General features: G+C 49.0%; 18 protein-coding genes, 1 riboswitch and 2 other annotated features. Of the genes, 14 read left to right on the top strand and 4 right to left on the bottom strand.

What is annotated here, in order from left to right; all coding sequences use genetic code 11:
• The first annotated feature begins 44 nt into the window (after positions 1 to 44).
• The 3 genes from dprA (at position 45) to codY (ending at position 4,181) form a co-directional block, all read left to right on the top strand.
• Positions 45 to 1,187 carry a DNA-processing protein DprA gene (dprA, locus tag EJL91_RS01640; protein WP_125140225.1) on the top strand — a complete coding sequence of 381 codons (1,143 nt, stop codon included), beginning with the start codon at positions 45 to 47 and terminating at the stop codon, positions 1,185 to 1,187.
• Positions 1,188 to 1,197: 10 nt separating this feature from the next.
• Complete coding sequence (gene topA, locus EJL91_RS01645) at positions 1,198 to 3,279, top strand: type I DNA topoisomerase (protein ID WP_125140226.1); 2,082 nt, start codon at positions 1,198 to 1,200, stop codon at positions 3,277 to 3,279.
• A 122-nt stretch (positions 3,280 to 3,401) separates the two neighbouring features.
• On the top strand, positions 3,402 to 4,181 hold the full coding sequence (codY, locus tag EJL91_RS01650; RefSeq protein ID WP_125140227.1) for a GTP-sensing pleiotropic transcriptional regulator CodY: 780 nt from the start codon (positions 3,402 to 3,404) through the stop codon (positions 4,179 to 4,181).
• A 193-nt stretch (positions 4,182 to 4,374) separates the two neighbouring features.
• Here the strand turns inward: codY and purF are convergent, their stop codons facing one another.
• The 3 genes from purF to glmS form a co-directional block, all read right to left on the bottom strand.
• The gene (gene purF, locus EJL91_RS01655) at positions 4,375 to 5,802 is read right to left on the bottom strand and encodes an amidophosphoribosyltransferase (protein WP_125140228.1); all 1,428 of its coding nucleotides are present in this window, start codon (positions 5,800 to 5,802) and stop codon (positions 4,375 to 4,377) included.
• Positions 5,803 to 5,829: 27 nt separating this feature from the next.
• Positions 5,830 to 7,929 carry a glutamine synthetase III family protein gene (locus EJL91_RS01660; RefSeq protein ID WP_125140229.1) on the bottom strand — a complete coding sequence of 700 codons (2,100 nt, stop codon included), beginning with the start codon at positions 7,927 to 7,929 and terminating at the stop codon, positions 5,830 to 5,832.
• Positions 7,930 to 8,188: 259 nt separating this feature from the next.
• Positions 8,189 to 10,021, bottom strand: a complete 1,833-nt coding sequence (gene glmS / locus EJL91_RS01665; RefSeq protein ID WP_125140230.1) for a glutamine--fructose-6-phosphate transaminase (isomerizing) — start codon at positions 10,019 to 10,021, stop codon at positions 8,189 to 8,191.
• Between the two features lie 329 nt (positions 10,022 to 10,350).
• Positions 10,351 to 10,583: a binding site (T-box leader), on the top strand.
• A 91-nt stretch (positions 10,584 to 10,674) separates the two neighbouring features.
• On the opposite strand from glmS, the gene aspS reads away from it, so the two are divergent.
• From aspS to rbr, 5 genes are all read left to right on the top strand, one after another.
• Complete coding sequence (aspS, locus tag EJL91_RS01670) at positions 10,675 to 12,006, top strand: aspartate--tRNA(Asn) ligase (RefSeq protein WP_125140231.1); 1,332 nt, start codon at positions 10,675 to 10,677, stop codon at positions 12,004 to 12,006.
• A gap of 59 nt (positions 12,007 to 12,065) precedes the next feature.
• Positions 12,066 to 12,359, top strand: coding sequence for an Asp-tRNA(Asn)/Glu-tRNA(Gln) amidotransferase subunit GatC (gene gatC, locus EJL91_RS01675; RefSeq protein ID WP_125140232.1), 294 nt, complete (start codon positions 12,066 to 12,068; stop codon positions 12,357 to 12,359).
• A gap of 44 nt (positions 12,360 to 12,403) precedes the next feature.
• A complete protein-coding gene (gene gatA, locus EJL91_RS01680) occupies positions 12,404 to 13,888 on the top strand; it encodes an Asp-tRNA(Asn)/Glu-tRNA(Gln) amidotransferase subunit GatA (RefSeq protein ID WP_125140233.1) in 1,485 nt (494 codons plus the stop codon).
• Positions 13,889 to 15,325: an Asp-tRNA(Asn)/Glu-tRNA(Gln) amidotransferase subunit GatB gene (gene gatB, locus EJL91_RS01685; protein ID WP_125140234.1), complete on the top strand. Its 1,437-nt coding sequence runs from the start codon at positions 13,889 to 13,891 to the stop codon at positions 15,323 to 15,325. It abuts the gene before it with no gap.
• Positions 15,326 to 15,607: 282 nt separating this feature from the next.
• Positions 15,608 to 16,141 (top strand): rubrerythrin, encoded by a 534-nt coding sequence (gene rbr / locus EJL91_RS01690; protein WP_125140235.1) that lies wholly within the window; start codon positions 15,608 to 15,610, stop codon positions 16,139 to 16,141.
• A 151-nt stretch (positions 16,142 to 16,292) separates the two neighbouring features.
• Here the strand turns inward: rbr and EJL91_RS01695 are convergent, their stop codons facing one another.
• Positions 16,293 to 17,630: a replication-associated recombination protein A gene (locus EJL91_RS01695; RefSeq protein WP_206429459.1), complete on the bottom strand. Its 1,338-nt coding sequence runs from the start codon at positions 17,628 to 17,630 to the stop codon at positions 16,293 to 16,295.
• A gap of 381 nt (positions 17,631 to 18,011) precedes the next feature.
• Positions 18,012 to 18,286: a binding site (T-box leader), on the top strand.
• Between the two features lie 71 nt (positions 18,287 to 18,357).
• Here EJL91_RS01695 and EJL91_RS01700 point away from each other — a divergent pair.
• The 6 genes from EJL91_RS01700 (at position 18,358) to EJL91_RS01725 (ending at position 26,324) form a co-directional block, all read left to right on the top strand.
• A complete protein-coding gene (locus tag EJL91_RS01700; protein WP_125140237.1) occupies positions 18,358 to 19,389 on the top strand; it encodes a methionine ABC transporter ATP-binding protein in 1,032 nt (343 codons plus the stop codon).
• Positions 19,386 to 20,063, top strand: a complete 678-nt coding sequence (locus EJL91_RS01705) for a methionine ABC transporter permease (RefSeq protein ID WP_125140238.1) — start codon at positions 19,386 to 19,388, stop codon at positions 20,061 to 20,063. The genes EJL91_RS01700 and EJL91_RS01705 overlap by 4 nt, the downstream gene beginning before the upstream one ends.
• Positions 20,064 to 20,178: 115 nt before the next feature.
• A complete protein-coding gene (locus EJL91_RS01710; RefSeq protein WP_125140239.1) occupies positions 20,179 to 21,111 on the top strand; it encodes a MetQ/NlpA family ABC transporter substrate-binding protein in 933 nt (310 codons plus the stop codon).
• A gap of 46 nt (positions 21,112 to 21,157) precedes the next feature.
• Complete coding sequence (locus tag EJL91_RS01715; RefSeq protein ID WP_125140240.1) at positions 21,158 to 22,333, top strand: amidohydrolase; 1,176 nt, start codon at positions 21,158 to 21,160, stop codon at positions 22,331 to 22,333.
• Between the two features lie 204 nt (positions 22,334 to 22,537).
• Positions 22,538 to 24,883, top strand: a complete 2,346-nt coding sequence (locus EJL91_RS01720; protein WP_125140241.1) for a hypothetical protein — start codon at positions 22,538 to 22,540, stop codon at positions 24,881 to 24,883.
• A gap of 158 nt (positions 24,884 to 25,041) precedes the next feature.
• Positions 25,042 to 25,124, top strand: a riboswitch (cyclic di-GMP riboswitch).
• 252 nt (positions 25,125 to 25,376) lie between these two features.
• Positions 25,377 to 26,324, top strand: coding sequence for a hypothetical protein (locus EJL91_RS01725; protein WP_243125204.1), 948 nt, complete (start codon positions 25,377 to 25,379; stop codon positions 26,322 to 26,324).
• The last annotated feature ends 11 nt before the right edge of the window (positions 26,325 to 26,335 follow it).

Consider the following 26,335-nt stretch of genomic DNA (forward strand, 5'->3'; position numbering starts at 1 on the left):
CGTCCGACTCCGTGGAGACAAGGACATGGGCGACAGGCAGTGGAATGAATAAAGAAATAAAGACGGAAGAGAGGAATAAAGAGAAGAACATGGAGAAGGAAAAGTTTTATCTCTACTGGCTCAGCCGGATAGACGGCATCGGAGCGGTCAAGTCAAAAAAACTTTTGGAATATACCGGGAGTTTTGAAGCAATATATAATATGAAGAAACAGGATCTGGAACGGCTTCCGTTTTTGAGGGGAGACGATGCAAAACGGATAGAAAATGAGAAGCTGTGCCTGGAACAGCGGCAAATCGAGTATGGAGAGCTTGCCGCAAAAGATATCCGCTTTATTATGGCAGGAGAACCGGAATATCCGCGCCGCCTTGAGAACATCTATGACATGCCGATGTGGCTCTATGTAAAAGGCAGGCTTCCGGATGAGCGCCAGCCCTCCGTGGCTGTGGTGGGAGCCAGAAGCTGTACCTCCTACGGACGTCAGGTGGCGGAATATCTGTGCAGGGTACTGGCCGAAAGCGGGATACAGACCATAAGCGGCCTGGCCCGGGGTATAGACGGAGCGGCTCACAGAGGCACTGTAAATGCACAGGGGGCTTCGTACGCTGTTCTGGGGAGCGGAGTTGACTATTGTTACCCCAGAGAGAATCTGAGCCTTTATCATGTCATTTTAGAAACGGGAGGGGTGATTTCCGAATACGGCCCGGGGGAGAAACCGTCAGCCGGCCATTTTCCTGCGCGAAACAGGATTATAAGCGGCCTTGCGGACGCCGTCATTGTCGTGGAAGCCAGAAAAAAGAGCGGTTCCCTGATTACGGCGGATCAGGCCCTGGAGCAGGGAAAGGAAGTATTTGCCGTCCCCGGGCGGGTGAACGACCTCCTGAGCGAGGGCTGCAACGGCCTTATAAAACAGGGTGCGGCGCTCTTACAATCTCCAGAAGATATCCTTGATTTTTTTAGAATAGATTGTAAAAAATCCCTAAAACTCGTGAAAAGATCAATAAAGACGCTTGCCAAGACGGAAAAAATGGTGTATAGTTGCTTAGATTCACAACCAAAACATGTAGAAGAACTGATTAGAATGAGTAAACTGCCGACAGGGGAATGCATGGCAGCGCTCTTAAAACTAGAACTGGACGGATTTATTTTGCAGCCTGTCAATCAATACTATGTAAGAAAATTGGAGTAGGAGTTTTGTTATGTCAAAGAGTCTGGTAATTGTGGAGTCACCGGCAAAGGTGAAAACAATTAAGAAGTTCCTGGGAACAAATTATGAAGTGGATGCATCGGGAGGACATGTAAGAGATCTTCCAAAGAGCACACTGGGAATAGATGTGGAGAATGATTATGAACCAAAGTATATTACCATCAGAGGTAAAGGAGATATACTTGCAAAGCTCCGCAAAGAAGTGAAGAAAGCCGATAAGATTTATCTGGCGACTGACCCTGACCGTGAGGGGGAAGCGATTTCCTGGCATCTGGTAAAGGCGCTGAAATTAGATGAGCTGAAGGACAAGAAAGTGTACCGTATCAGCTTCAATGAGATTACAAAGAACGCGGTAAAGGCATCCCTCAAGGAGCCTCGTGAGATAGATATGAATCTGGTGGATGCGCAGCAGACCAGACGAGTTCTGGACCGTATGGTGGGCTATATGATCAGCCCGATTCTCTGGGCAAAGGTCAAGAGAGGACTGAGCGCCGGACGTGTCCAGTCCGTGGCACTCAGGATGATATGCGACAGGGAGGATGAGATTAACTCATTTATTCCCGAGGAATACTGGAACCTGGAAGCCGAGCTGAAGGTTCCCGGCTCCAAGAAGAAACTGACGGCCAAGTATTACGGCAGCGGCAGCGGAAAGAAGACAATCGGCAACAAGGAAGAGCTGGATCAGATTCTGGCCGGACTGGAAGGCAAGCCGTATGAAGTCAGTGAAGTGAAACTGGGAGAGCGCGTAAAGAAAGCGCCGATTCCGTTTACCACCAGTACCCTGCAGCAGGAGGCGTCAAAGGCGCTCAACTTTTCCACGCAGAAGACCATGCGTCTGGCGCAGCAGCTCTATGAGGGCGTTGACGTCAAAGGCCACGGCACGGTAGGTCTCATCACTTACCTGCGTACCGATTCCACGCGTATCGCGGCGGAAGCGGATACGGCTGCAAGGGAGTATATCAAAGCCCAGTACGGCGGCCAGTATGTGTCCGAGGAGACGACGGCGAAGAAGACGGATGTCAAGATTCAGGATGCCCACGAGGCAATCAGGCCGACCGATATTGCTATGACGCCTGTCCTTGTTAAGGAATCGCTTTCCAGGGACTTATTCCGCCTGTACCAGCTCATCTGGAAACGTTTTACCGCGAGCCGTATGAAACCGGCCGTATACGAGACGACATCGGTCAGAGTGGCGGCGGGAGACCATATTTTCACGCTGGCAGCGTCCAAAGTGAAGTTCGACGGCTTTATGTCCGTTTATATACAGGAAGAAGATAAAGAGGAAAGCAATACCCTGACGGAGAAGCTTGAGAAGGGAATGAACCTGGAACTTGTGGAACTCGACAGCAGCCAGCATTTCACACAGCCGCCTGCGCATTATACGGAGGCATCTCTCGTCAAAGCGCTGGAAGAGCAGGGGATTGGACGTCCCAGTACCTATGCTCCGACGATTACGACGATTATTGCAAGACGCTATGTGGCAAAGGAGAATAAAAATCTGTATGTCACGGAACTTGGCGAGGTCGTAAACGGCATGATGAAAAAGGCGTTCCCAACTATCGTGGATACCGCCTTTACGGCAAACATGGAATATCTGCTCGACAGCATCGGTGACGGAAATATGCCATGGAAAACGGTTGTAGAGAATTTTTATCCGGATTTAGCCGAAGCTGTGAAAGAAGCGGACGTAAAACTCGATACTGTCAAAATTGCCGACGAAGTCACGGAAGAAATCTGTGAACTCTGCGGCAGGAACCTTGTTATCAAATATGGTCCTCACGGCAAATTTCTGGCCTGTCCGGGATTCCCGGACTGTAAGAATACGAAACCATATCTTGAAAAGATCGGTGTGAAGTGTCCGAAGTGCGGTAAGGAAGTAGTGATCCGAAAGACTAAGAAAGGCCGTAAATACTACGGTTGTGAGGATAATCCGGACTGTGACTTCATGTCCTGGCAGAAGCCGTCCATGGAGAAATGTCCTGAATGCGGCGGCATGATGGTGGAGAAAGGAAGCAAGCTTCTCTGCACAAATGAGGCCTGCGGATTTGTCAAAACGCTTAATGAGCGTCCCTAATTATTAAAAAAATTTAAAAAACCAGAAAAACTCTTGTTATTAATCTGAAATCGTGTTAAAATTTGTACATGATAGCAATAATTTCTTACGATACAAAGATTAAGCAAAGGAGGTAACTGGTAATGAGTGTTCAGTTGTTGGACAAAACAAGAAAAATCAACAAATTATTGCATAACAACCATTCTCACAAAGTTGTCTTTAATGACATCTGTGAAGTGCTTGGCGAAATTCTGCAATCAAACATTCTTGTAATAAGCAAGAAGGGAAAAGTGCTGGGGGTTGCGATTTGTCCCGGAATTGATGAGATAGAGGAACTGATCGAAGACCAGGTAGGCGGTTACATTGACCGCATGCTGAACGAACGTCTTCTGAGCGTTTTATCTACCAAAGAAAATGTCAATCTTGCAACGCTGGGCTTTGCAGAGGAAAATGTCAAGAAGTATCAGGCTATCATTACACCAATCGACATTTCCGGCGAGCGTCTGGGGACGCTGTTTATCTACAAAGCAGATGCAAATTATGATATTGACGACATTATTCTGAGCGAATACGGCACCGCGGTAGTAGGACTTGAGATGATGCGCTCCGTGAATGAGGAGAATGCAGAAGAGACCAGAAAGATTCAGATTGTAAAGTCTGCTATCAGCACATTATCATTTTCAGAACTGGAAGCAATCACACACATTTTCGATGAACTGGAAGGCAATGAGGGTATCCTGGTTGCCAGCAAGATTGCAGACAGAGTTGGTATCACCCGTTCTGTCATTGTCAATGCACTGCGCAAATTCGAGAGCGCAGGTGTTATTGAATCACGTTCTTCCGGTATGAAAGGCACTTACATCAAAGTATTGAATGATGTCGTATTTGATGAACTTAAGACTTTGAAAACAGAGACAAAATAATATTGACTTGAAAATTCATTTTACATGAATTGTTTATGCAAAAAAGGAACCGGCATGGGTGAGGGAGTGGCCGATTCCTTTTTTGGTGCCCTGAATTCGCAGATGTGTGAATTCAGGGCACTATTTTTTTCTTGTTTATTTCGGCTGTTTCTTATTCAGTGAATTCTTTTTTGAGTACCGGTGTTCAGAATATTCAAACTGATTCCAGCGCATTTTTAATATCCGTGCCGGGAACTTCCATCGGATAATGCCCCGTAAAACAGGCCGTGCAGAGCGGAAGGCCGCCTACTATCTCAGGAAGCTGTTCTGCGGGCATGTAAGCCAGGGAGTCAGCGCCTATGGACCGGCGGATTTCCTCCGTGGAATGGCTGCTGGCAATCAGCTGTCTGTTGGAGGGAACGTCGGTTCCAAAGTAGCAGGGATACAGAAACGGAGGAGAGGAGATTCTCACGTGGACTTCCAGGGCTCCCGCTTCTTTGAGCATGTGAATCAGATTTTTAATTGTGGTGCCGCGCACGATGGAATCATCCACCAGCACGATGCGTTTCCCTTTCACGGCGGGAGCCAGAACATTGAGCTTGATCTTCACGCTGTTTTCACGTTCCTTCTGGCTGGATTTGATAAAAGTTCTTCCAACATAACTGTTTTTATGGAAGATGAGTTCAAAAGGGATGCCTGACGCCCTGGAATACCCCATAGCCGCCGTCAGGCCGGAGTCGGGGACACCGGCTGTCAGATCGGCATGAACAGGGCTGGAACGGGCCAGAATGGCTCCGCCCCGCAGCCTGGCTTCGTATACGCTTACACGGTCCAGCCGGCTGTCCAGTCTGGCGAAGTAAATATATTCAAAAATGCAGTGGGCGTTTTCAGCCTGCCCAAGCCCCGTGTCGGAGTGAAGGCCGTCTTTTGTAATGGTGACAATCTCCCCCGGGGTAATGTCGCGGATGAATTCACCTCCGGCTGCCTCGATGGCGCAGCTTTCAGAAGCGATGAGCCACGCATTGTTCAATCTGCCGAGACAGAGTGGTTTCAGACCGTAGGGATCGCGGACACCGATTAGTTTTCTGGGACTGGCGATAACAAGGCCGTAAGCCCCCTTTATCCTGGCGGCAGTGCGCTTGATGGCTTCCTCTACGGTAGAGGTATGCAGGCGTTCCCTGGCAATGTGCAGGGCGATGACCTCGGAGTCGATTGTCGTCTGGAAAACGGCTCCCGTTTTTTCAAGTTCCCGTTTCAGTTCGGCGGCGTTGACGAGATTGCCGTTATGGGCCAGAGTGAGACTTCCCTTGATGTAATTTAAAACAAGCGGCTGCGCATTTTCCAAAGTGGCTGCGCCGGTTGTGGCGTAACGGACATGGCCGACGCCGATATTTCCGGTGAGACGGGCCAGTGTGTCCTGCGTGAACACGTCCTGTACAAGGCCCAGGCCCTTATGATACAGGGCCGGAGCCTTTGGCCCGTTGGTGTCGCCGACCGCGATTCCGCAGGATTCCTGTCCCCGGTGCTGAAGGGCGCAGAGACCGTAGAAAATATTCCCGGAGACATTGGAACCGCCCGTATCAAACATTCCAAAAACACCGCATTCTTCTCTTAGGCCCGTTGTTTGTTCAGATGGCTGCATAACGGCTCTCCTCCTTAAATTTATTTCCTATATTGAAAAAAGCAGCTTGTCATAAGACGGATAGGTAAGAAATTCATCAGGTATCATAGGTTCCGCCTCATCTGCATACGATCGGAGTTCATTCATTTTGGCAAGTACGGTGTAACGGCAGAACATTACCTTTTCCATGCTGTCTTCCAAACTGTCCGTACAGGAAAATGCAGTTTTCAATTCATCCGTCTTTTCCGAGATGAGGGTATACAGAGCGGAAAGCCCGTCTAAACGTTTTTCCATTGCGGAGACGGAAGCTGACGGCAGGGCTTTTTTCATTTTCACTTCGGTTTCGGCCAGTTCTTTTATGTAGGAGAGCAGGGAGGGGAGGAAGGTTTTGTTCATCATGGAGTGCATGGTTTTGGCTTCAATCATAATTGTTTTTATATAGTTCTCCTGCATGATTTCATAGCGGGAGAAGATTTCTTCCCGGGTGAACACATGGTGCTTTGTGAGCAGCCCGATGTTCTTTTCTGCTATAAAGCAGGGAAAAGCCTCCGCACAGGTTGGAAGATTGAAGAGTCCCCTTTTTTTTGCCTCCTCCACCCAGGCCTCCGAGTAGCCGTTTCCGTTGAAAATAATGCGTTTATGCCGGCGTATCACCTCTTTTAACAGGGTGTGGATTTCCTCGGGCAGCTTTTCTGCGGGTACATTCTCCAGGTGATCCGCAAATTCTCCAAGAACCTCGGCGACGGCAGTATTGAGAACCACATTGGGGCCGGATACCGGGAGGGAGGAGCCGGGCATACGGAATTCGAATTTGTTGCCGGTAAAGGCGAAGGGGGAAGTCCTGTTGCGGTCCGTCGTGTCTTTGACAAAATGCGGAAGGACTTTTGCACCCGCATTCATTGAAACCTCTTCCCGTGCTTCGGGTTCTGAGTCATTCTCGACGATGTCGAGGACGGCTGCAAGGTCGTCACCGATGAACATGGAAACGATAGCGGGCGGCGCCTCATTGCCTCCCAGGCGGTGATCATTACCCGCCGTTGCAACCGAGACGCGCAGTAAATCGCCGTATACATCCACGGCCTTTACGGTGGCGGCCAGAAAGAGCATGAAACGGAGATTTCTGGCAGGCTCTTTATCGGGATCCAGAAGGTTGATACCTGTGTTGGTGGAGAGTGACCAGTTGTTATGTTTGCCGCTTCCGTTGATGCCTTCATACGGTTTTTCATGAAGAAGGCAGACAAGGCCGTGTTTTTCAGCCGTGCGCTTCATCACTTCCATTGTGAGCTGGTTATTGTCCGCGGCCAGATTGTTGGTTGTGTACACAACAGCCAGTTCGTGCTGTGACGGGGCTACCTCATTATGCCTGGTTTTAGCCGGAATTCCGAGCTTCCAGAGTTCTTCATCCAGCTCCGCCATGAAAGCAAGGACGCGGGGGCGAAGTGAGCCGAAATAGTGGTCATCCATTTCCTGACCCTTTGGTGCGGGGGCGCCAAACAGGGTTCTGCCGCAGAACTTCAGGTCGCTGCGCTTATTATACAGTTCTTTATCTACGAGAAAATATTCCTGTTCGGGACCGACTGTGGAGTAGACGCGGGTAACGTCATGATCGCCAAAGAGCTTCAGCACGCGCAGCGCTTCTTTATTGACGGCTTCCATGGAACGCAGCAGAGGCGTTTTTTTATCGAGGGCTTCTCCGCTGTATGAGCAGAACGCGGTGGGAATACAGAGGGTCCCGTCTTTTATAAAGGCAGGAGAGGTAGGATCCCAGGCCGTATAGCCTCTGGCCTCAAAAGTGGCGCGCAGGCCGCCGGAAGGAAAACTGGAGGCATCCGGTTCCCCTTTGATCAGTTCCTTGCCGGAGAAGTCCATAATCACATCGCCATTGCCGAGAGGGCTTATAAAGCTGTCGTGTTTTTCGGCGGTAATCCCGGTCATCGGCTGGAACCAGTGGGTGAAGTGGGTGGCGCCGTTTTCCACAGCCCATTCTTTCATGGCGACGGCAACGGCATTAGCAACATCCAGCTCCAGATGACGGCCGGTTTCAATTGTGTTTCGAAGGGCCTTGTAAATATCTCCCGGCAGTTTGTTTTTCATGATTTTGTCGTTAAACACAAGGCTTCCATAGAGCTCAGGGATGTTCTTTTCCATAATCTTAACTCCTTTCAGATACTGCACAGCACGCAACATTAACGCAAATTTACAAAAGAAAAAGGCACCTCGGTTGTACCGAAGCGCCTTTGCTTTTCTTTATTCTGTAGTATACACAAAAAAATGCGAATGTCAATATTTTCCTGAAATGTTTTTAAAATTGTTTTTAACTATGTTGAAAAATGAGTACGCCGCCGACGGTCGTGGTTAAGGATGGTGAGGGGCAGGTTATGCCCAGGGACAAGACTCAACGAAATCCTTACTCCACCGTAACAGATTTAGCCAGATTCCTCGGCTTATCCACATCCAGTCCTCTTCCCAGAGAAACATAGTAGGCGAAGAGCTGAAGCGGAATAATAGCAAGGGAGCCGGAGAAATAGCGGTCAATCTTCGGAATATAAACCGTAAAATCAGACACTTTTTCGATTTCTTTATTATCCTCGTTGGTCAGCGCCATCACAAAAGCGCCTCTGGTCTTGACCTCAACAACGTTGCTGATGGTTTTTGGATAGAGAGCTTCCTGGGTTGCGAGAGCTACGACCAGTGTGCCTTCCTCAATCAGTGAGATGGTTCCGTGCTTAAGCTCACCGGCGGCATAGGCCTCCGAGTGGATATAGGAAATCTCTTTCAGTTTCAGGGAACCCTCCATTGAGATGGCATAGTCCACACCGCGGCCGATGAAGAAAATGTGCTCTGCGGCCAGGTAACGGTTGGCGAAACGCTGAATCTGCTGGCGGTCTTTTAAGATTTCATCCATCATCTCAGGAAGCTTCTGCAGCTCCTCAATCATCCGGCTGTAGTCACTGTCTGCCAGAGCGGCGCGGACCCTGCCGAATTTCAGGGCAAGCAGATAGAAGGAGACGAGCTGAGCGCTGTATGCCTTTGTCGTTGCCACGGAGATTTCCGGACCGGCCCAGGTATACATGACATTGTCCGCCTCACGGGCAATGGAGCTGCCTACCACGTTAACAATTCCCAGAACTCTCTGGCCGTTTGCCTTCGATTCTCTGAGGGCGGCGAGAGAGTCGGCCGTTTCACCGGACTGGCTCACTATGATGACAAGCGTGTTGCGGTCGAAAATCGGATCGCGGTAACGGTACTCGGATGCCAGATCCACCTCAACCGGCACCCTGGAAATCCCTTCAAATACGTATTTGGCCATGACGCCGGTATGGTAGGCGGAGCCGCAGGCTACGATCATAATTTTATTAATGCTGCGGATATCTTCATCCGTCATGCCGAGCTCTTCGATCACCACCTCACCGTCCTGGATACGCGGACTGATCGTATCGCGGACAGCCTTTGGCTGCTCATAGATTTCTTTCAGGAAGAAATGCTCATAACCGCCCTTTTCCGCAGCGTTTACGTCCCAGTCGATGCGGGTGCATGTTTTCTGAAGCGGTTCCTCGTCCACGTTGTAAAATTTGATTCCCTCGCGGGAGAGAACGGCAATCTCCTCGTTCTCCATATAGAAAACTTCCCTTGTATACTGAAGGATAGCGGGCACGTCGGAGGCGATAAAATTACCGCTTTCGCTGTGTCCTACGATCAGCGGGCTGTCTTTTCTGGCGGAGAAAACCTGGCCCGGGAAATCCTTAAAGAGGATACCAAGGGCATAAGAACCTTCCACCTTCTGCATTACCTTTGTAAGTGCCTCAAGCGGGTTATGGTTGCGGTTGTAGTAGTAATCCAGCAGATGGGCCAGCACTTCCGTGTCGGTCTCAGAGATGAATTCATAACCCTTGCCGATGAGGCGCTGCTTTAATTTGCTGTAATTTTCAATAATACCGTTGTGTACGACAATGATCGAGCGATCTTTATTGAAGTGGGGATGGGCATTGGTATCGGAAGGACTTCCATGGGTAGCCCAGCGTGTATGTCCGATACCGACTGTTCCGGAGAGGGTGCTTCCTTCTTTTGTCAGATCCTTAAGACGCTTAAGACGTCCCGTGACCTTTTCCATCTTAATATCTGTCCCGTCATAAACTGCGATTCCGGCCGAGTCATAACCCCGGTATTCCAGCTTGCTGAGTCCGCTCAACAGGATAGGAGCCGCCTGTTCGTCTCCGATGTAGCCAACAATTCCACACATATGTTTTCCTCCGTTTTTTTGTTTCTGTCTGATAATACAGTAGTCAGTCTAGTACAGAAAGTGCTTATTTATACAGGTAAATTATATGCATAGATGGCCGGATGTCAACGCTTTTAAAAAAAACTTAATAAAAAAAGACAGTGAAAATTCTGGAAATGCAGGGTTTGGGGAGATGAAGACGCACCTCCCCCCTCTCCCTATTTCCCCACCCGTCCGTTCCCATCCTCATGTTTCACCCTCCAAATTGCCCCTCAATTTTGAAAATATCAAAAAGAAATTTCAAAAAACCCTTTACAACCGCAAAAAAATAGTTTATAGTGAGGACCATAAAAAAGGCAGTGAAGGAGACTCTGTTTTAAAGAATCCGACAGAAAGACGCGGTCACCGGCTGAGAGCCGCGTCAGGAGGGCGTAAGACAATAGGGAACACTCCGGAGCCGGACGTACGAACGGTCAGTAGGACGTCACGTGAATGCGCGTTAAGCATACAAGAGAGTGAGAAGATGAAGCGCTGCTTTACTTTTCAAATGCGGGTGGTACCGCGGGAATATCCCGTCCCGGAATGTCGAAAGATGTTCCGGGACTTTTTTGATCCATTGGACCCTTCGTCCTACCCGGAACATCGGTGCACAAAGAAGAAAGCGAGGGAGAAAGATGTTTTTTTTAACAGGAATGAAAGAAAAAGAAGTTCTGGAGCTTAAGAGTCTTTTAACGGATGGGAAGGCGGGACAGGAGGTCAAAGTAAACGGCGCGGTTATGAATATCAGGAATATGGGAGACATTGCCTTTATTATTCTGAGAAAACGGGACGGCGTTCTGCAGACGGTATTTGAAAAGGGAGTCACAGAGGCCGATTTTTCGCAGATAAGGGAAGAAACCTTTGTGGAAGTGACCGGGATTGTAAAAACGGAGGAGAGGGCGCCCCACGGAATGGAACTGTGGTTAAAGAGCGTGAAAATCCTCTCTAAACCGTCGGAACCGATGCCAATCGCGGTTTCCAAATGGAAGATGGGAGCCTCTCTGGAGGCCAGACTGGATATGAGGCCCCTTACACTCCGGAATATAAGGGAACGGGCCAGGTTTAAGATAGAAGAGGGGATTGCCAGGGCATTCAGGGAATTTCTCCAGGGGCAGGGATTTACAGAAATACATTCTCCGAAGATTGGGGCCAGAGGAGCCGAAGGGGGAGCCAACGTCTTTAAACTGGATTACTTCCATCGCCCGGCCGTGCTGGCCCAGAGTCCTCAGTTTTACAAACAGATGATGGTCGGAGTCTTTGACCGCGTCATGGAGATAGGCCCCGTGTTCCGGGCGGAAAAGCATAATACGAAACGCCATTTGAATGAATATACGGGACTTGATTTTGAAATGGGATATATCGACGACGTTGCGGACATCATGGAAATGGAAACAGGTTTCCTGCAGTACATGGTGGAACTGTTAAGAACGCAGTACGGCCAGGAACTGGAAATCCTCAGAGTCAAGCTGCCAAAGACGGACAAAATTCCATGCGTAACTTTTACACGGGCCAAGGAGCTGGCGGCTGAAAAATACGGAATGCAAATCAGAAACCCATATGATTTAGAACCGGAGGAAGAACACCTGATCGGCCGTTATTTCAAAGAAGAATACAATGCCGACTTTGTTTTTGTCACACAGTACCCCTCTAAAAAGCGCCCCTTTTACGCGATGGATGATCCCGAAGATACCAGATTTACAAAGAGTTTCGACCTCTTATTCCGGGGGCTGGAGGTGACGACGGGAGGCCAGCGTATCCATGACTACAAAGAACTGATGGCTAAAATAGAGAAGAGGGGTATGGATGTGGAAGGAATGGACGGTTATCTGGATACCTTCAAATACGGCATGCCTCCCCACGGCGGTCTGGGAATCGGCCTGGAACGGATGACGATGCAGCTTCTGGGTGAGGAAAACGTGAGGGAAGTTTCGCTCTTTCCAAGAGATATGAGCCGTCTTGTCCCATAGTGAAATGCGGAACCGGGGAAGAACCATCTATCAAATAGAAAACCGAAAGAAGGAAAAACATGGCAGTGAAAATTGATGATGAAATGATAGAGTATGTAGGAATCTTGGCGCAGCTTGAGCTCTCCGGGGAGGAAAAGAAAAAAGCCGGGGAAGACATGGGGCGGATGCTCGAATATATTGATATGTTAAACGGGCTTAATACCTCTGATACGGCTCCGATGACCCATCTGTTTGATACCCGTAATGTGTTCCGGGAAGATGAGGTGACAAATTCAGATATGTCTCAGGAGATGATCGCTAATGCGCCATCACGGAAAGAAAAACAGTATAAGGTACCGAGGACAGTGGAATAACGGAGCTGTGGAGAAGTTTTTCGGGCGCAGACCAGGAGGTAATGATGGAACTTATGAAATTGACGGCTCTTGAGCTGGGAAAAATGATAAAAGAAAGAGAAATATCGGTGGAGGAGGCGGTATCCGCTTCTTTTGCCAGGATTCACGAATGTGAGGATACGGTTCACGCCTTTGTATCCCTGAGTGAGGAGAAAGCGGTTGAGGATGCAAAGACCATACAGTCCCGCATAGACAGCGGAGAGCTCACGGGACCGCTGGCCGGCGTTCCCGTTGCGGTGAAAGATAATATCTGCACCGAAGGGATGAAAACCACCTGCGGTTCCAGAATGCTTTACAATTTTGTGCCTCCCTATTCGGCAGAGGCGGTCCGGAACCTGGAACGGGCGGGAGCCGTAATCATTGGAAAAACGAATATGGATGAATTTGCCATGGGAAGCACGACGGAAACCTCGTGGTTCGGCCCGACGTTAAATCCGTGGAATGAAGCTCATGTACCGGGCGGTTCGTCAGGCGGTTCCTGTGCGGCGGTTGCGGCGGGGGAGACGTTTTATGCGCTGGGTTCCGATACGGGCGGTTCCATCAGGCAGCCAAGCTCCTTCTGCGGAGTCACCGGAATTAAACCGACCTACGGGACAGTCTCGCGTTACGGCCTGATAGCCTACGGTTCATCCCTGGATCAGATAGGTCCGGTTGCGAAGGATACCGCCGACTGTGCGGCAGTTCTGGAAGTTCTGGCCTCACACGACACAAAAGACAGCACCTCCGTCCTTAGGAAAGACTGCAATTTTCTGCAGGCGCTGACCGGTGAAGCGAGGGGGATGAGGATCGGAATTCCTTCGGACTATCTGGGGGAGGGGCTGGACGAAAGTGTCAGGAAGGCAGTTCTTTCCGGAGCAAAAGCGTTAAAAGACCAGGGGGCAGAGGTGGAATTTTTCAGTCTCGGCATGGTGGAGTATGCCATACCGGCTTATTATGTCATTGCATCCGCGGAAGCCAGTTCAAACCTTTCCCGGTTTGACGGTGTAAAATACGGATACAGGACAAAAGAGTATGAGGATCTTCATGAAATGTATAAGAAAAGCCGTTCCGAGGGTTTTGGCCCTGAGGTAAAACGCCGCATTATGCTCGGTTCCTTTGTATTAAGCTCCGGCTACTATGACGCTTACTATCTGAAAGCCCTTCGGACAAAGGCATTAATTAAACAGGCGTTCGACAGGGCGTTTGAAAAATATGATGTCATACTCGGCCCGGCAGCGCCGTCCACGGCGCCTGCCGTCGGGGAAAGTTTGAGTGATCCGCTGAAAATGTATCTGGGAGATATCTACACCGTTTCGGTTAACCTGGCCGGCCTGCCGGCTGTCAGCGTTCCCTGCGGGCTCGATGAGAAAGGCCTTCCTATCGGGCTTCAGATGATTGCCGATTGCTTTGAGGAGAAAAAACTCTTCCGCGCATCCTACGCTTATGAGCAGGCGAGAGGCGGATGGGCGCTTCCGTTCTACGGCAGAAAATCAGGCAAGGAGGGGAAATAGATGAAAAAACAGTATGAAACCGTCATTGGACTGGAAGTCCATGTAGAGCTTGCCACCAGGACGAAAATTTTCTGCGGCTGTTCCACCGCATTCGGCGCGGCGCCGGGCGCCCATACCTGTCCGGTCTGCACCGGAATGCCGGGGGCCCTGCCGGTTTTAAATAAGAAGGTTGTGGAACTGGCATTATCCGTGGGTCTTGCCGCAGGCTGTGAGATAAACCGATGCTGTAAATTTGACCGGAAGAATTATTTTTATCCCGACAATCCTCAGAACTATCAGATTTCCCAGCTCTATCTGCCTATCTGTCACGACGGCTGTCTCACAATTGAAACGGCTTCGGGAGAGAAACAGATCAGAATCCATGAAATTCACATGGAGGAAGATGCAGGAAAGCTGATTCATGATGAATGGGAGGACTGTTCCCTGGTGGATTATAACAGGAGCGGAGTTCCGCTGATTGAAATAGTCTCCGAGCCGGATATGAGAAACGCAGAGGAGGTTATCGCATACCTGGATCGTCTGCGTCTTTTGATCCAGTATCTGGGCGCTTCGGACTGCAAGCTCCAGGAAGGTTCCATGAGGGCCGACGTCAACCTGTCGGTGCGGGAAGCGGGAAGTGAAACCTTCGGCACGAGAACGGAAATGAAGAACTTAAACTCCTTTAAAGCAATTGCCCGTGCAATCGAAGGAGAGAGAACCCGTCAGATTGAGCTTTTGGAGGAGGGAAAGAGCGTATCCCAGGAGACGCGCAGGTGGGATGACAACAAGGAGTATTCCTATGCAATGCGTTCAAAGGAAGACGCTAAGGACTACCGCTATTTCCCTGATCCGGATTTGCCTCCTGTCGTGATAAGCGAAGAATGGCTTGACAGTATCAGAAGTTCGCTGCCGGAACTGCAGCCTGAAAAGATGAAACGCTACCAGGAAGAATACGGATTATCGGAATATGACAGCCGGATTATCACAGAATCAAGGAAGATGGCGGAGATATTTGAAAAGACGGCGGCTCTCTGCGGTCTGCCGAAAAAAACGGCTAACTGGCTGATCGGTGAAACCAGCCGATTAATGAAAGAAAATGCAGTTGAAGCCGATAAACTTTCTTTTTCACCAGGGCATCTTTCAAAACTCATCCGGATGACGGAGGCGGGAAGCATTAACACCACAATCGCAAAAGAGGTCTTTGAGAAAATATTTATGGAGGATGTGGACCCTGAAGCGTATGTCAAAGAGAAGGGGCTTTTGATGGTAAATGACGACGAAGTCCTGGAACGGACGGTGGAAGAAGTCCTGGCGTCAAACCCGCAGACGGTGGAAGAATACCGAAGCGGAAAAACCAAGGTGACCGCCTTTCTGGTGGGCCGGATTATGAAACAGATGCATGGAAAAGCAAACCCTGCTAAGGTAAATGAAATTTTAAGGAAAAAATTAGAACGGTAGGAGCGGCGTTCCGCCCAAACCGCGCATTGTTAAACGCCGCCGATTAAAGTTCCCTGACCCGGGAGTGGCAGTACGTCTGATTCCCATCACCCGGATCAGCGGTGTTTTTCTGATGGTTTTGACCTGTTGGCAGAGTGCAAATGCTGCCGTTTCCTGCATGAATTTTTCAGCAGAAGAATGAATAAATATTTTTTCATATGCTTGACAAAAGATGGAAAAAAGTGTAATATAAAAACAGGAATAATTCCTAGAATTATAAAAGAACGTAGGAGGAATAAAACAATGGAATTAAAAGGAAGCAGAACAGAACAGAACCTGATGACAGCATTTGCAGGAGAATCACAGGCAAGAAATAAATACACATATTTCGCAAGCGCTGCGAAAAAAGAAGGATTTGAGCAGATTGCAGCAATCTTCGAGAACACTGCAAACAATGAAAAAGAGCATGCAAAAATGTGGTTCAAAGAGTTAAAGGGAATCGGAACAACAGCAGAGAACCTGAAGGCAGCAGCTGAAGGCGAGAACTACGAGTGGACTGATATGTATGCAGAATTTGCAAAAGTAGCTGAGGAAGAGGGCTTTAAAGAGCTGGCAGCTAAATTTGCGGCAGTTGCAGCCATTGAGAAGACACATGAAGAGAGATACTTAAAGCTCTTAAATAACGTAGAGATGCAGGCTGTATTTGAGAAAACGGAAGAGACAATGTGGGAGTGCAGAAACTGCGGCCACCTTGTAATCGGAAAGAAAGCTCCGAGCGTATGTCCAGTTTGTGCACATCCGCAGAGCTACTTTGAAGTTAGAAAAGAAAACTATTAATCAGCTGCCGGCAGGAGGGATGTATAATCAGGGAGAGATTTGATACATAATGCTGAAAAGCGGACCTTGAAGACCTTTTGACGGAGTGAATTTAAGAACCAGGGCGGTTCCCGGTAAATAGCGGACCCGCCCTGGTTTTCTATTAGGATTATTAGTGTTCCGGAGAAGCAGGATGTTCTCTGCGCCATTTTTTAATCTCCTCCAGACGCTCACGGACGGGGGCCTCCGCACCGGCAGTTCCGGGCTGATAATAGTTTCGTCCCTTAAGTGATTCAGGAAGGCAGTCCATAGCCGCAATTTTGTCTTCCGTATCATGGGCATAGACATAACCGTCCCCATAATGCAGCTCCGCCATCAGGCCGGTGGGAGCGTTCCTAATCTGCAGGGGGACTGGTTCCGCCATCATGTTCTGGGCGTCTTCTTTGGCTGCCTCGTAAGCCCGGTAGATGGAATTCGATTTGGGAGCCATCGCCATGTAAACGACGGCCTGTGTCAGATTCAACGTGCATTCAGGCATTCCGATAAAATGGGATGCCTGATAGGCGGCAACCACCAGCGGTAGGGCCTGGGGATCCGCAATGCCGATATCTTCACTGGCAAAACGGATCAGTCTTCTTGCCACGTAGAGAGGATCTTCTCCCGCCTCCAGCATCCTGGCGAGCCAGTAGACGGCGGCGTCGGGATCGCTGTTGCGCATGGATTTGTGCAGGGCGGAGATCAGGTTATAGTGTTCCTCACCCTTTTTATCATAGAGCAGGGATTTCTTATTAATGCACTGTTCCAGGGCCTGGTCGGTGACGGTGATGGCGCCGGAGCGGTCTAGCTCTCCGTTGAGGACGACCATTTCCAGGGTGTTAAGCGCGGTGCGTGCGTCTCCGTTGGCAAAATTGGCGATGAGGGAGAGCTGATCCTCACTGATCACGACATGCTGGTTACCAAATCCTTTGGGAGACTTCATCACATTCGTGAGCAGTTCCAGCAAATCTTCCGATGTCAGGGCCTTCAGGACAAATACTTTGCATCTGGACAAAAGAGCGGAATTGATCTCAAAAGAGGGATTTTCCGTCGTTGCGCCGATCAGGATAATGCTTCCCTTTTCCACATAGGGGAGGAACGCATCCTGCTGTGCCTTATTAAAACGGTGAATCTCGTCCACAAAGAGAATTGTCCTGATTCCCATGATTCGGTTTTTCTCAGCCTGTTCCATCACAGTTTTAATCTCTTTAATGCCGCTTGTGACGGCAGAGAAATCAATAAAAGACGACTGGGTCTTACCTGCAATAATCCTGGCCAGGGTAGTCTTGCCGACACCGGGAGGCCCCCAGAAGATCATGGAAGTCACCTGATCCTTCTCGATTAAGTTGCGCAGTACTTTACCGCGGCCAAACAGATGTTTCTGTCCCACAAACCCTTCCAGCGTATCGGGACGGATGCGGCTGGCAAGAGGGGAGGTGGTTTCGCGGTTATCAAAGAGTGAAAGCTGTTCCAGCATGGGAGAACCTCCTTCTCAAAAAGAATGTTATAAGGTGTATTTCAAGTTTATGGATGTTCTGGTTCTGTCTGAGTATCATCATACCACATATTTGAAAGAAAAGGAACGTACATTCGAATAATACCCCGTTTAAAAGACATTCCCTGTATTTCAGGAATGCGTTGGTGCGCGCAAACTATGCTGATTACAGTAAAGGGATTATTGCAGACAGCCGTTATCTGGAGCTCTTTTTCTGTAATTTGCTGACGGATAAAAAAACACCGCTGCGAAACAGGGATTTACTTCTTAATAGAATTATTTGACGGTCTTTTCGAAAAAAAGGTTGACAAACCGGGAAAAATGCAATAATATAGTCGCAAGTTGATAAATTGATTACCAGCAAAGACGTAGAAGAGAAGAGTAGTAAGCGGATGCTTTTACAGAGAGTTCCCGGATGCTGAGAGGGAGCAGAGATAGGCTTATGAAGATGGTCTCAGAGTCGCATGATCGAATATTTTAGATCATGACGGGATGCGCCCGTTACAGCGATAGAGTATAAGCCGGAACACAGGCCATGGAGATGATGGATGTGCGGCCGTACTTGAAAAGGTCTGTATGTGCGAGCGTCAGACGAAGTTAGGTGGTACCACGAAGCGGCAGCTTTCGTCCTAATACAGGGCGGGAGCTTTTTTTGTTGCAAACTATGCGGCCGCGCTCGGCGCAGAAAGTGAAAGGAGCAGTCAGAATGATTAAGTTGGAACAGGTGAGCAAGACATTTGACACCAAATCCGGTAATGTCCATGCTGTGAAAAATGTGAATCTGGAGATACAGGACGGTGAAATTTTTGGTATTATAGGTTTTTCGGGGGCAGGTAAGTCTACATTAGTCAGATGTATTAATCTGCTGGAGCGGCCGACGACGGGGCGGGTGCTGATCGACGATGTGGATTTGATGAGCCTGGATGAGAAGAAGCTGAGGGAAGTCAGGAAGAAGATCGGTATGATTTTCCAGCACTTTAACCTGATGCGTTCCAGGACGGTTTACCAGAATATTGAGTTTCCTCTTAAGAAAACGAAGATGACAAAGGCGGAGAGGGAAGAAAAGATAGCATCTCTTCTGGAACTGGTGGGGCTGACTGATAAGAGGGATGCCTATCCGTCACAGCTCTCGGGCGGACAGAAACAGAGGGTTGCCATCGCGAGGTCCCTGGCTAACGATCCGAACGTGCTTCTCTGCGATGAGGCCACCAGCGCCCTGGATCCCCAGACAACACAGTCCATCCTGAAGCTTCTCAAAAAAGTAAATGAGGAGATGGGAATTACCATTGTTCTGATTACCCATGAGATGGCGGTTGTGAAGGATATCTGCGACAGAGTCGCTATTATGGAAGAAGGAGCCGTGGTTGAGTCGGGAAATACGGTGGATGTATTCAGCCATCCGCAGGTCAGAATCACAAGAGATTTTATTGACACGGCAAGCAATATCAGAAAAATCTACGATTTGATTGAAGACAAGAATGAACTGACGGAAATCGGCGCCGGGGACAGGATGCTTCTGTTCACCTACTCGGGCGCCAATGCAGGGGAACCGCTCATTTCCTATCTGGCAAAGGCTTTTGACATCAGAGCCAACATTATTTTCGGAAATATTGACTTCCTGAAGGGTAAACCCCTCGGCAAGCTGGTGGTGACACTGAGCGGTGAGCCGGATAAGATGGCGGCTGCAATGGAATACATAAACTCACTTGGAGTGGAAGTGGAGGTAATTAAAGAATGAGTATATTATACACTTTAGCGCCGAACCTGGAACGTCTGGGCGGAGAGCTTGTAAAATGTATCGGACAGACCTTTAAGATGCTCCTGATTTCAGGAACTATCGCATTTTTCTTCGGACTTTTCTTCGGGGTCCTCCTGATTGTTACAAAGAGGGGAGGAATCCTGCAGAACGTGGTAATTTATAATTTCCTCGATAAAGCGGTTGATATTATCCGTTCCATTCCTTTCATTATACTTATGGTACTTCTGATTCCGGTCAGCCGGGCCATCGTCGGAACGGGTTCCGGCGTTACCGGTTCCTATGTGGCCTTGATTGCGGGCACGGTTCCTTTCTTTGCACGGCAGATTGAATCGGTTCTTGCAGACCTGGACGGGGGACTGATTGAAGCCAGTGAGGCGATGGGATTTTCACCGGTGGAGATTATCTTTGGTGTTTATTTGAAGGAGAGTATCCCCGGGATCACCCGCGTGACGATGATTACCTTTGTCAGCCTGATCGGTATCACGGCTATGGCCGGTGCGATCGGAGCCGGAGGACTGGGAGATTTCGCCATCCGCTACGGCTATCAGATGGGATACCGCGATATGATTTGGGCTACGGTAATTATTATCCTTTTAATTATCAGTGCAATTCAGTTTATCGGCAACGTGATTATCAGGAAAACGACGCATTAAGTAATAGTGAAAGCGGCTGTCCAGGGGACGGTACTGCGCAAAGCGGCACTTGGGAAAGAACTGGATAGTTACTATATAAATATATTTTAAAAGAGAAGAAAAAGGAGAGAAAATTATGAAAAAGACATTCAGAACATCATGGAAAAAAGCAGCAGCAGTAACCCTGGCGGCAGTGACGGCGCTCACACTTTTCGGATGCGGATCCGGAAGCGGCAGTACACCGGCAACAACGGCGGCAGCCGGGGAGACGGCAGGCGAAGCGGCAAAGGAAACCGCCAAGGAAACAGCGGAAGTGACCATGGTAAAAGTAGGCGTAGTCGGCGAATACAATGCACAGTGGGATACAATCAACGAACTTCTGAAGGATGACGGCATTCAGGTGGAACTGATGAAATTTACCGATTATGCAGCTCCGAACCGCGCATTAAATGACGGGGAGATCGACCTGAACGCATTCCAGCATAAGGCATTCCTGGCAAATGATGTGGCCCAGAAGGGATATGACATCGTAGATATCGGAGACACCATTATTGCTCCGCTTTCTATCTATAATAATAAGAAGAAAATCTCTTCCATTGATGAGATTAAAGACGGTGATGTGATTGCCATCCCAAGTGATCTGACAAACGGAGGCCGCGCCCTCAAACTGCTGGAAGAAGCAGGGTTCATCGTATGTGATCCGGAAAAAGGATTTGTACCGACAAAAGCCGATATTACAGAGTACAAAGTAAAGATCGATATCAAAGAGGCTGAGTCCGCAACACTGGCAAATATTCTTCCCGACTGCGCAGCGGCTGTTATCAATGGCGGAAACGCATTTACGGCAGGCCTTAACCCGATCGAAGACACAATTTACACCGAGAATGTAGATAAGACAACAAACGAGGCGGTACCTCAGTTAATCAATGTAATCGTTGCCCGCACCGCGGATAAGGACAATGAAGTTTATAAGAAAATTGTAGACGCTTACCATACGGCAGAAGTAAAGAAGACAATTGAAGATGCATACCAGGGCGCTTTCATCTGCGCATGGGATGATGCGGAATAAGTATTAAGGAAAAGGTGCGCCAAAGCCGGCACGGATGGAGGGTAAAATGGCATTAAAACAGTATGTAACAGACGAAAAAGATTACCTTGTCAGCCTGAGAAGATATTTTCATGCTCACCCTGAAGTAAGTCTGAAGGAATATAATACATGCAGGAAAATAGAGGAGGAGCTGGATAAAATCGGACTTCCCCATGAGAGAATCGGTGAAACGGGCGTTTATGCCTGGATCGACGGAGAAAAAGGCGAAGGGAAAACCATTGCCCTCCGGGCCGACATGGACGCACTGGCTATGGAAGACTTAAAAACGGCAGAGTATCACTCACAGAATGAGGGATTCTGCCACGCCTGCGGCCACGACGGCCATACGGCCACACTTCTGACCGCGGCAAAGATTTTAAATGCCAAAAAGGGAGAGTTCGGCGGCCATATCCGTCTTTTCTTCCAGCAGGCGGAGGAAATTGGACAGGGAGCCAGACAGTTTGTCGGAGCCGGACTTCTTAACGGTGTGGACCGGGTGTTTGGAACGCATGTGACGAGCGCCCTGGAGACGGGTAAGATTTCCCTGACAAAGGGACCGCAGAATGCGAGCTGCGATTATTTTAAAATCACCGTGACCGGCAGAGGCGCCCATGTCTCAAAACCGCACCTTGGAATCGACGCTGCTTACATCGCATCCCAGATCGTTGTCGGGCTTCAGAGCATCGTAGCCAGAAACACGGATCCGCTTGAAACCGTAGTGGTCGGCGTCGGCGTGATCAGGGCGGGAACCCAGTACAATATCGTGGCGGAGCATGCCGAGATAGAGGGAACCACCAGAAGTTTCAGTCCCGAAGTCAGGAAATTCACGAATGATAAGGTGGTGCAGATTGCCCGACAGACGGCAGAGCTGTATGGAGCGGAGGCGGAAGTGGAAATCCGCGATTACGCGGCTCCCCTTGTAAATGATGCTCAGGTGGTGGCGGAAGTAACTGCCGTCACAGAAAAGTTCCTTCCGGCGGATGGAATTATCAGCAACTACGAAAAGGCGCTGGGGGCCGACGATTTTGCCGATTATCTGGCGGTTGCGAAGGGAATGTACGCCTTTGTTGGAACCCACAATCCGGAGGAGCCGAATACGGGTGTGGCACACCATCACGGACTTTTTGATCTCGATGAAAACGGACTGCTGATCGCATGCAATGTGTATGTGGATTATGCGCTCTGGGTGCTTCAGGAGATGTAACGGACAGGGAAAATCGATGTTCAGGTAAATCAATAACACGGCGGGGCCGTCAGGAACAGTGTGGAAAGAGAGTGACACTGTCCCTGGCGGCTCTTTGTTTTCCCGTAGCAGATGGAACACGGGTTGGCTGATTCTCTTGCGGCCGGTAGCCAAAAAAGAATTCCAATGTTACAATAGAAACAGCGGACAAGGGGGGATAATACGATGGCAGAAGACATTTTCTACGGTTTATTTGAAGACTATATAAAAGGTACGCCGGTATATGTACCGGTCCTGCTGGGAGTAGTTCTGATTGCGCTTGGAAGGTGGATTCTTAAAAAGGAGCATCACTTACCCGGTTATATGGTAATTGTCACGGTATTGGAATTTATGTTAGCGGAGGCCGCAGGCGTGGTTTATGCGGTTTTACCAGACGGGGACGGCAAAAAGGGAACGATCTTTGAGATTTGCCTTTTAGCCATGATCCTGCTGCTCTTTTATAGCCTGGCGGCGTACATATGGATTGAGGTGCAGTTGTGCCGGGTCAGGCGGTTTACCGATACAATGCGGATAGACTGCGATAATATTAAGGCGTGGAATATTGCGGCTGCGTTAAGTGAGCGGAAGATGACGGCCAGGCAGAATGCAGCGTATAAAAAACAGAAGGTATTTCTGCTGATTACACTGGGGAATTTAAGTGCGGCGGAGCCTCTGATTGAATCCATGAAAGAGGATAAGGCAAGATATCATTTTTTAATGAATCTGCTTCGGCTTTATCAGGGAAAGACGGAAGAGGCGGCTGTCCACGCCAGGAAGGCCGAGGAGGCGTGTACGGCCGATACGGATCCGTTAATTCATGTGCAGATCCTTCATAACAGGGCCGTAAGCCTGATTGTTAAGGGACATTACCGGGATGCCGACAAGGTTCTCAAAAGTACGCTGCAGTTGGCAAAAGAACGGAAAATCCGGGATAAAGAACTGCTGATGACAATTTATCATAACTATGCTTTTAACCGGATCCGAATCGAAGGACGTGGTGCGGACTGGAACGTTATTATAGACGAACTGCAGGCGCATCTGAACATGAACCATCCACTCGAATACCTGGCGCTGTCGAATGTCAGGCTGGAGCTGATGCGGGAAGCAGAGGAGCCGGCCGAACAATTAAACCAAATGGTCAACCACGGATTTGAACGAATCCTCAGAGAAAAAAAGCTGCCGGAAAGAAATAAGATTGTCCTGGCTGCCAGTACGGCGCGGATTGTCTGGGCTTCGGGGCTGGATCCCAGGCCCTGTATCGGCTATCTGTCGGATCGGAAGGCGGAGCTTTCAGAACTCCCGATGCCTGTCAGATATGAGAGCATGAAACAGATCAACATTATGTTTGAAGGCCTTTTCGGCTGTCCCACAAATGAAGAAGCCGCACTGAGGGATTATGTGTTCTGGTACAGAAAAAATCAGGCGATCCCGGATCTGGAACAATATCTGGGTTCTTCAGAGCTGCCGTCGGCGGCTGTCTATTCCCGGGTCCATCTGCTGATGGAACTGGCGGGACTGCAAAAAGAACATCCGCCGCAATATGAGCTGAAGCATTTTATGGCCCTGATGCAGGACGCCGCAGTTCTGTGCGATGAAAACTCCCTTTTGCCGGAAGGACTTCACTGCAGGCTCAGCATCATGGATGAGCTTTGCGGTGAGCATAACATGGACCGGAATTTTAAGGCGATCCACGCGGACATTATGCGGGAACAGCTTAGCTGGGTGGAGCCGCGTCTGAATGAGTTGGCAGAAAATCCCCAGATCGTGGAGATTTATCTCATGCTGAGTTTTTACTGTTTCCATCTGGACGATTACGACAGATGCTTATTGTATTATGAACAGGTCAGGAAATGTATGGACAGCATTTCTCTGGATCATTTTGCGCCATGGCTTCACCGGTATTATATGGTGGTATGTTTTATTGCCCGCAGCCAATATTTCTGCAGGGCCATTCAGAGGGTTCAGGGCAGTAAGGAGTCGGAGACATATGGGGAGCCGATCCGTCTGTGGTTTGAGCGGGCATTTATGGAGGATGGGCTGATGATGTCGGCATTGCTCGGCCGTTTTATGGGGGCGAAGGAGACAATCCCGATCAAAGTAAAGAGATGGGAGGAACCGGCCGAAGGATCAGAAAATTCAGAAACCGTGCTGTGCAGCCATTTCTGGCTTGTTATTCATCCGGTCGGCCTGGAGATGGATTTCACTTACCGGCAGTTCCTGTTGGAAGAAAATCCTTCCCACTGCTATTTTGCATTAGACCGTCATCCTATGCAGACGATGGAGTCAAATGTGATAAAACGGAGCGCTGCGCAGACAGGCCGTCCATCGTCCGAAGTCCTTTTGCTGGCGTTTGCACTGGACAGCCTGCCGGAACAGGAAAAAACACTTTTTGATACGGTCTACAATATTATCATATCCCATGTGGAGGAACCGTGTCCCAAACTACAGGAACTGGAATGTCTGTTTTCCCGCGTAAGTCTTCCCAGGCCTGTTCCGTATTCGGAGAATGGATATGGGCCGGAGGCATTTTAGAGGGTGGCCGGGGACATATCCGGGAGGGCGTTGAGGGTGAGGCCGGGAAATTGGGGTGATTTCGCTGTTATCCATTTATTGTTAATACTTTCCCAGCCTGTTTTTAAAGAAACCGTTTGCACTTCCAAACAAAATAAAGTATAATGACTACGTGTAAATATTATATGTGGCAAACCCGTCGAAAGGCGGCGGCGCAAAGCTAAAGGGTCTAAGTAGAAGTATATGACAGCCAGTTGCAATCATTTTGAATGCGTGTCGAGCAGATACCCCTGTTTTTGGTGTCTGCTTTTTCAGTATTGCATTCATTGACCGCGGTAATCGGTGCGTACAGTATCCGTATTGCCGTTGATTGTCGATGAAAAATCTGCGAAACGCGCTTTTTCGTTGTTAGACTGCTGATATACTTTCACGAGGATGTTTGGGACAGGTGCAGGCTCCGGGGTGATATTATTGTTCGCGTATGGCAGCGGAAGGGGAGAAGTATAGAACAAGTATGGAAACCATTGAGAGAATCGAAGAATTAAAGCTTGAAATTGAGAAGCAGGAAAAGTTTATTGAAAACGAGAATGAGAAGACTGAGAAAGTAAAAACGTGCTGTGACAGGGTCGCCAGATTACTCTGTACATGGAGCACAAGGATTGCAGCGGAGATTACGCAGCAGAATTTCGAACAGATGATAGAGCTTCAGCCGGGAGAGATCGAGGAACAGAAAATAGAAGAGCTGGAGAAAGAAGTTCTGGAACTTTTACAGAAACAGTCGGAGAAGATGGAAACACTGGTCTTTAACAAAGAGATATGGCCGCATATTGACTGCAGAATGCGTGTGAATCTGGACGAGAGGCTCCGCGACGCTCAGTTTGAGCTGAAAGGAATTGAGAACAAGATGCTGGACGGCACCAGAGCACAGCTGCGTAAACGGGCGCTGCAGATGGAGGAGGCAAAGAACCTCTGCAGCCGCATGGAACAGGCGGTATTGTCTGTAGAGTCATGGGAGAAGCTGTTTCTGATGTTTATGGAGGATATGGAGATAAGACGCCAGTCGGGAATGGACGACACGTTTTACCTGATGGAGCGCGAAGATATCCGCAGAAAGCTTCAGACCTGCTTTGAGTTTTCAGATGTAATCTGCCAGTCACTGGGAGAAATGTTATGTTCGTCAATCAGGGATTCCGTCAGCTGCTTAGGGAACTGTCTGATAGGGCACGGATTCCATTTTTCCAGAAATGTTTGGAGCAGGACCAAGACGACAGCCCTCTATACGGGTGATATCCGTTTGTCGGATGAAATCACGGAGGAGATATCCAGATATGCGGCCGGAATTATGTTTATAGAAAAGCATCTGCATAATATTGAACTGGCGGATGAAAAAATCAAAAAATTCCGGGCGGAGCTGGGACGCCTGACCGATCAGGCCAAGGAAACTGGGAAACTGGTAGTTTGAGCAGATTCAGA

The organism is Clostridium transplantifaecale (assembly GCF_900626075.1).
Lineage (GTDB): Bacteria > Bacillota > Clostridia > Lachnospirales > Lachnospiraceae > Otoolea > Otoolea transplantifaecalis.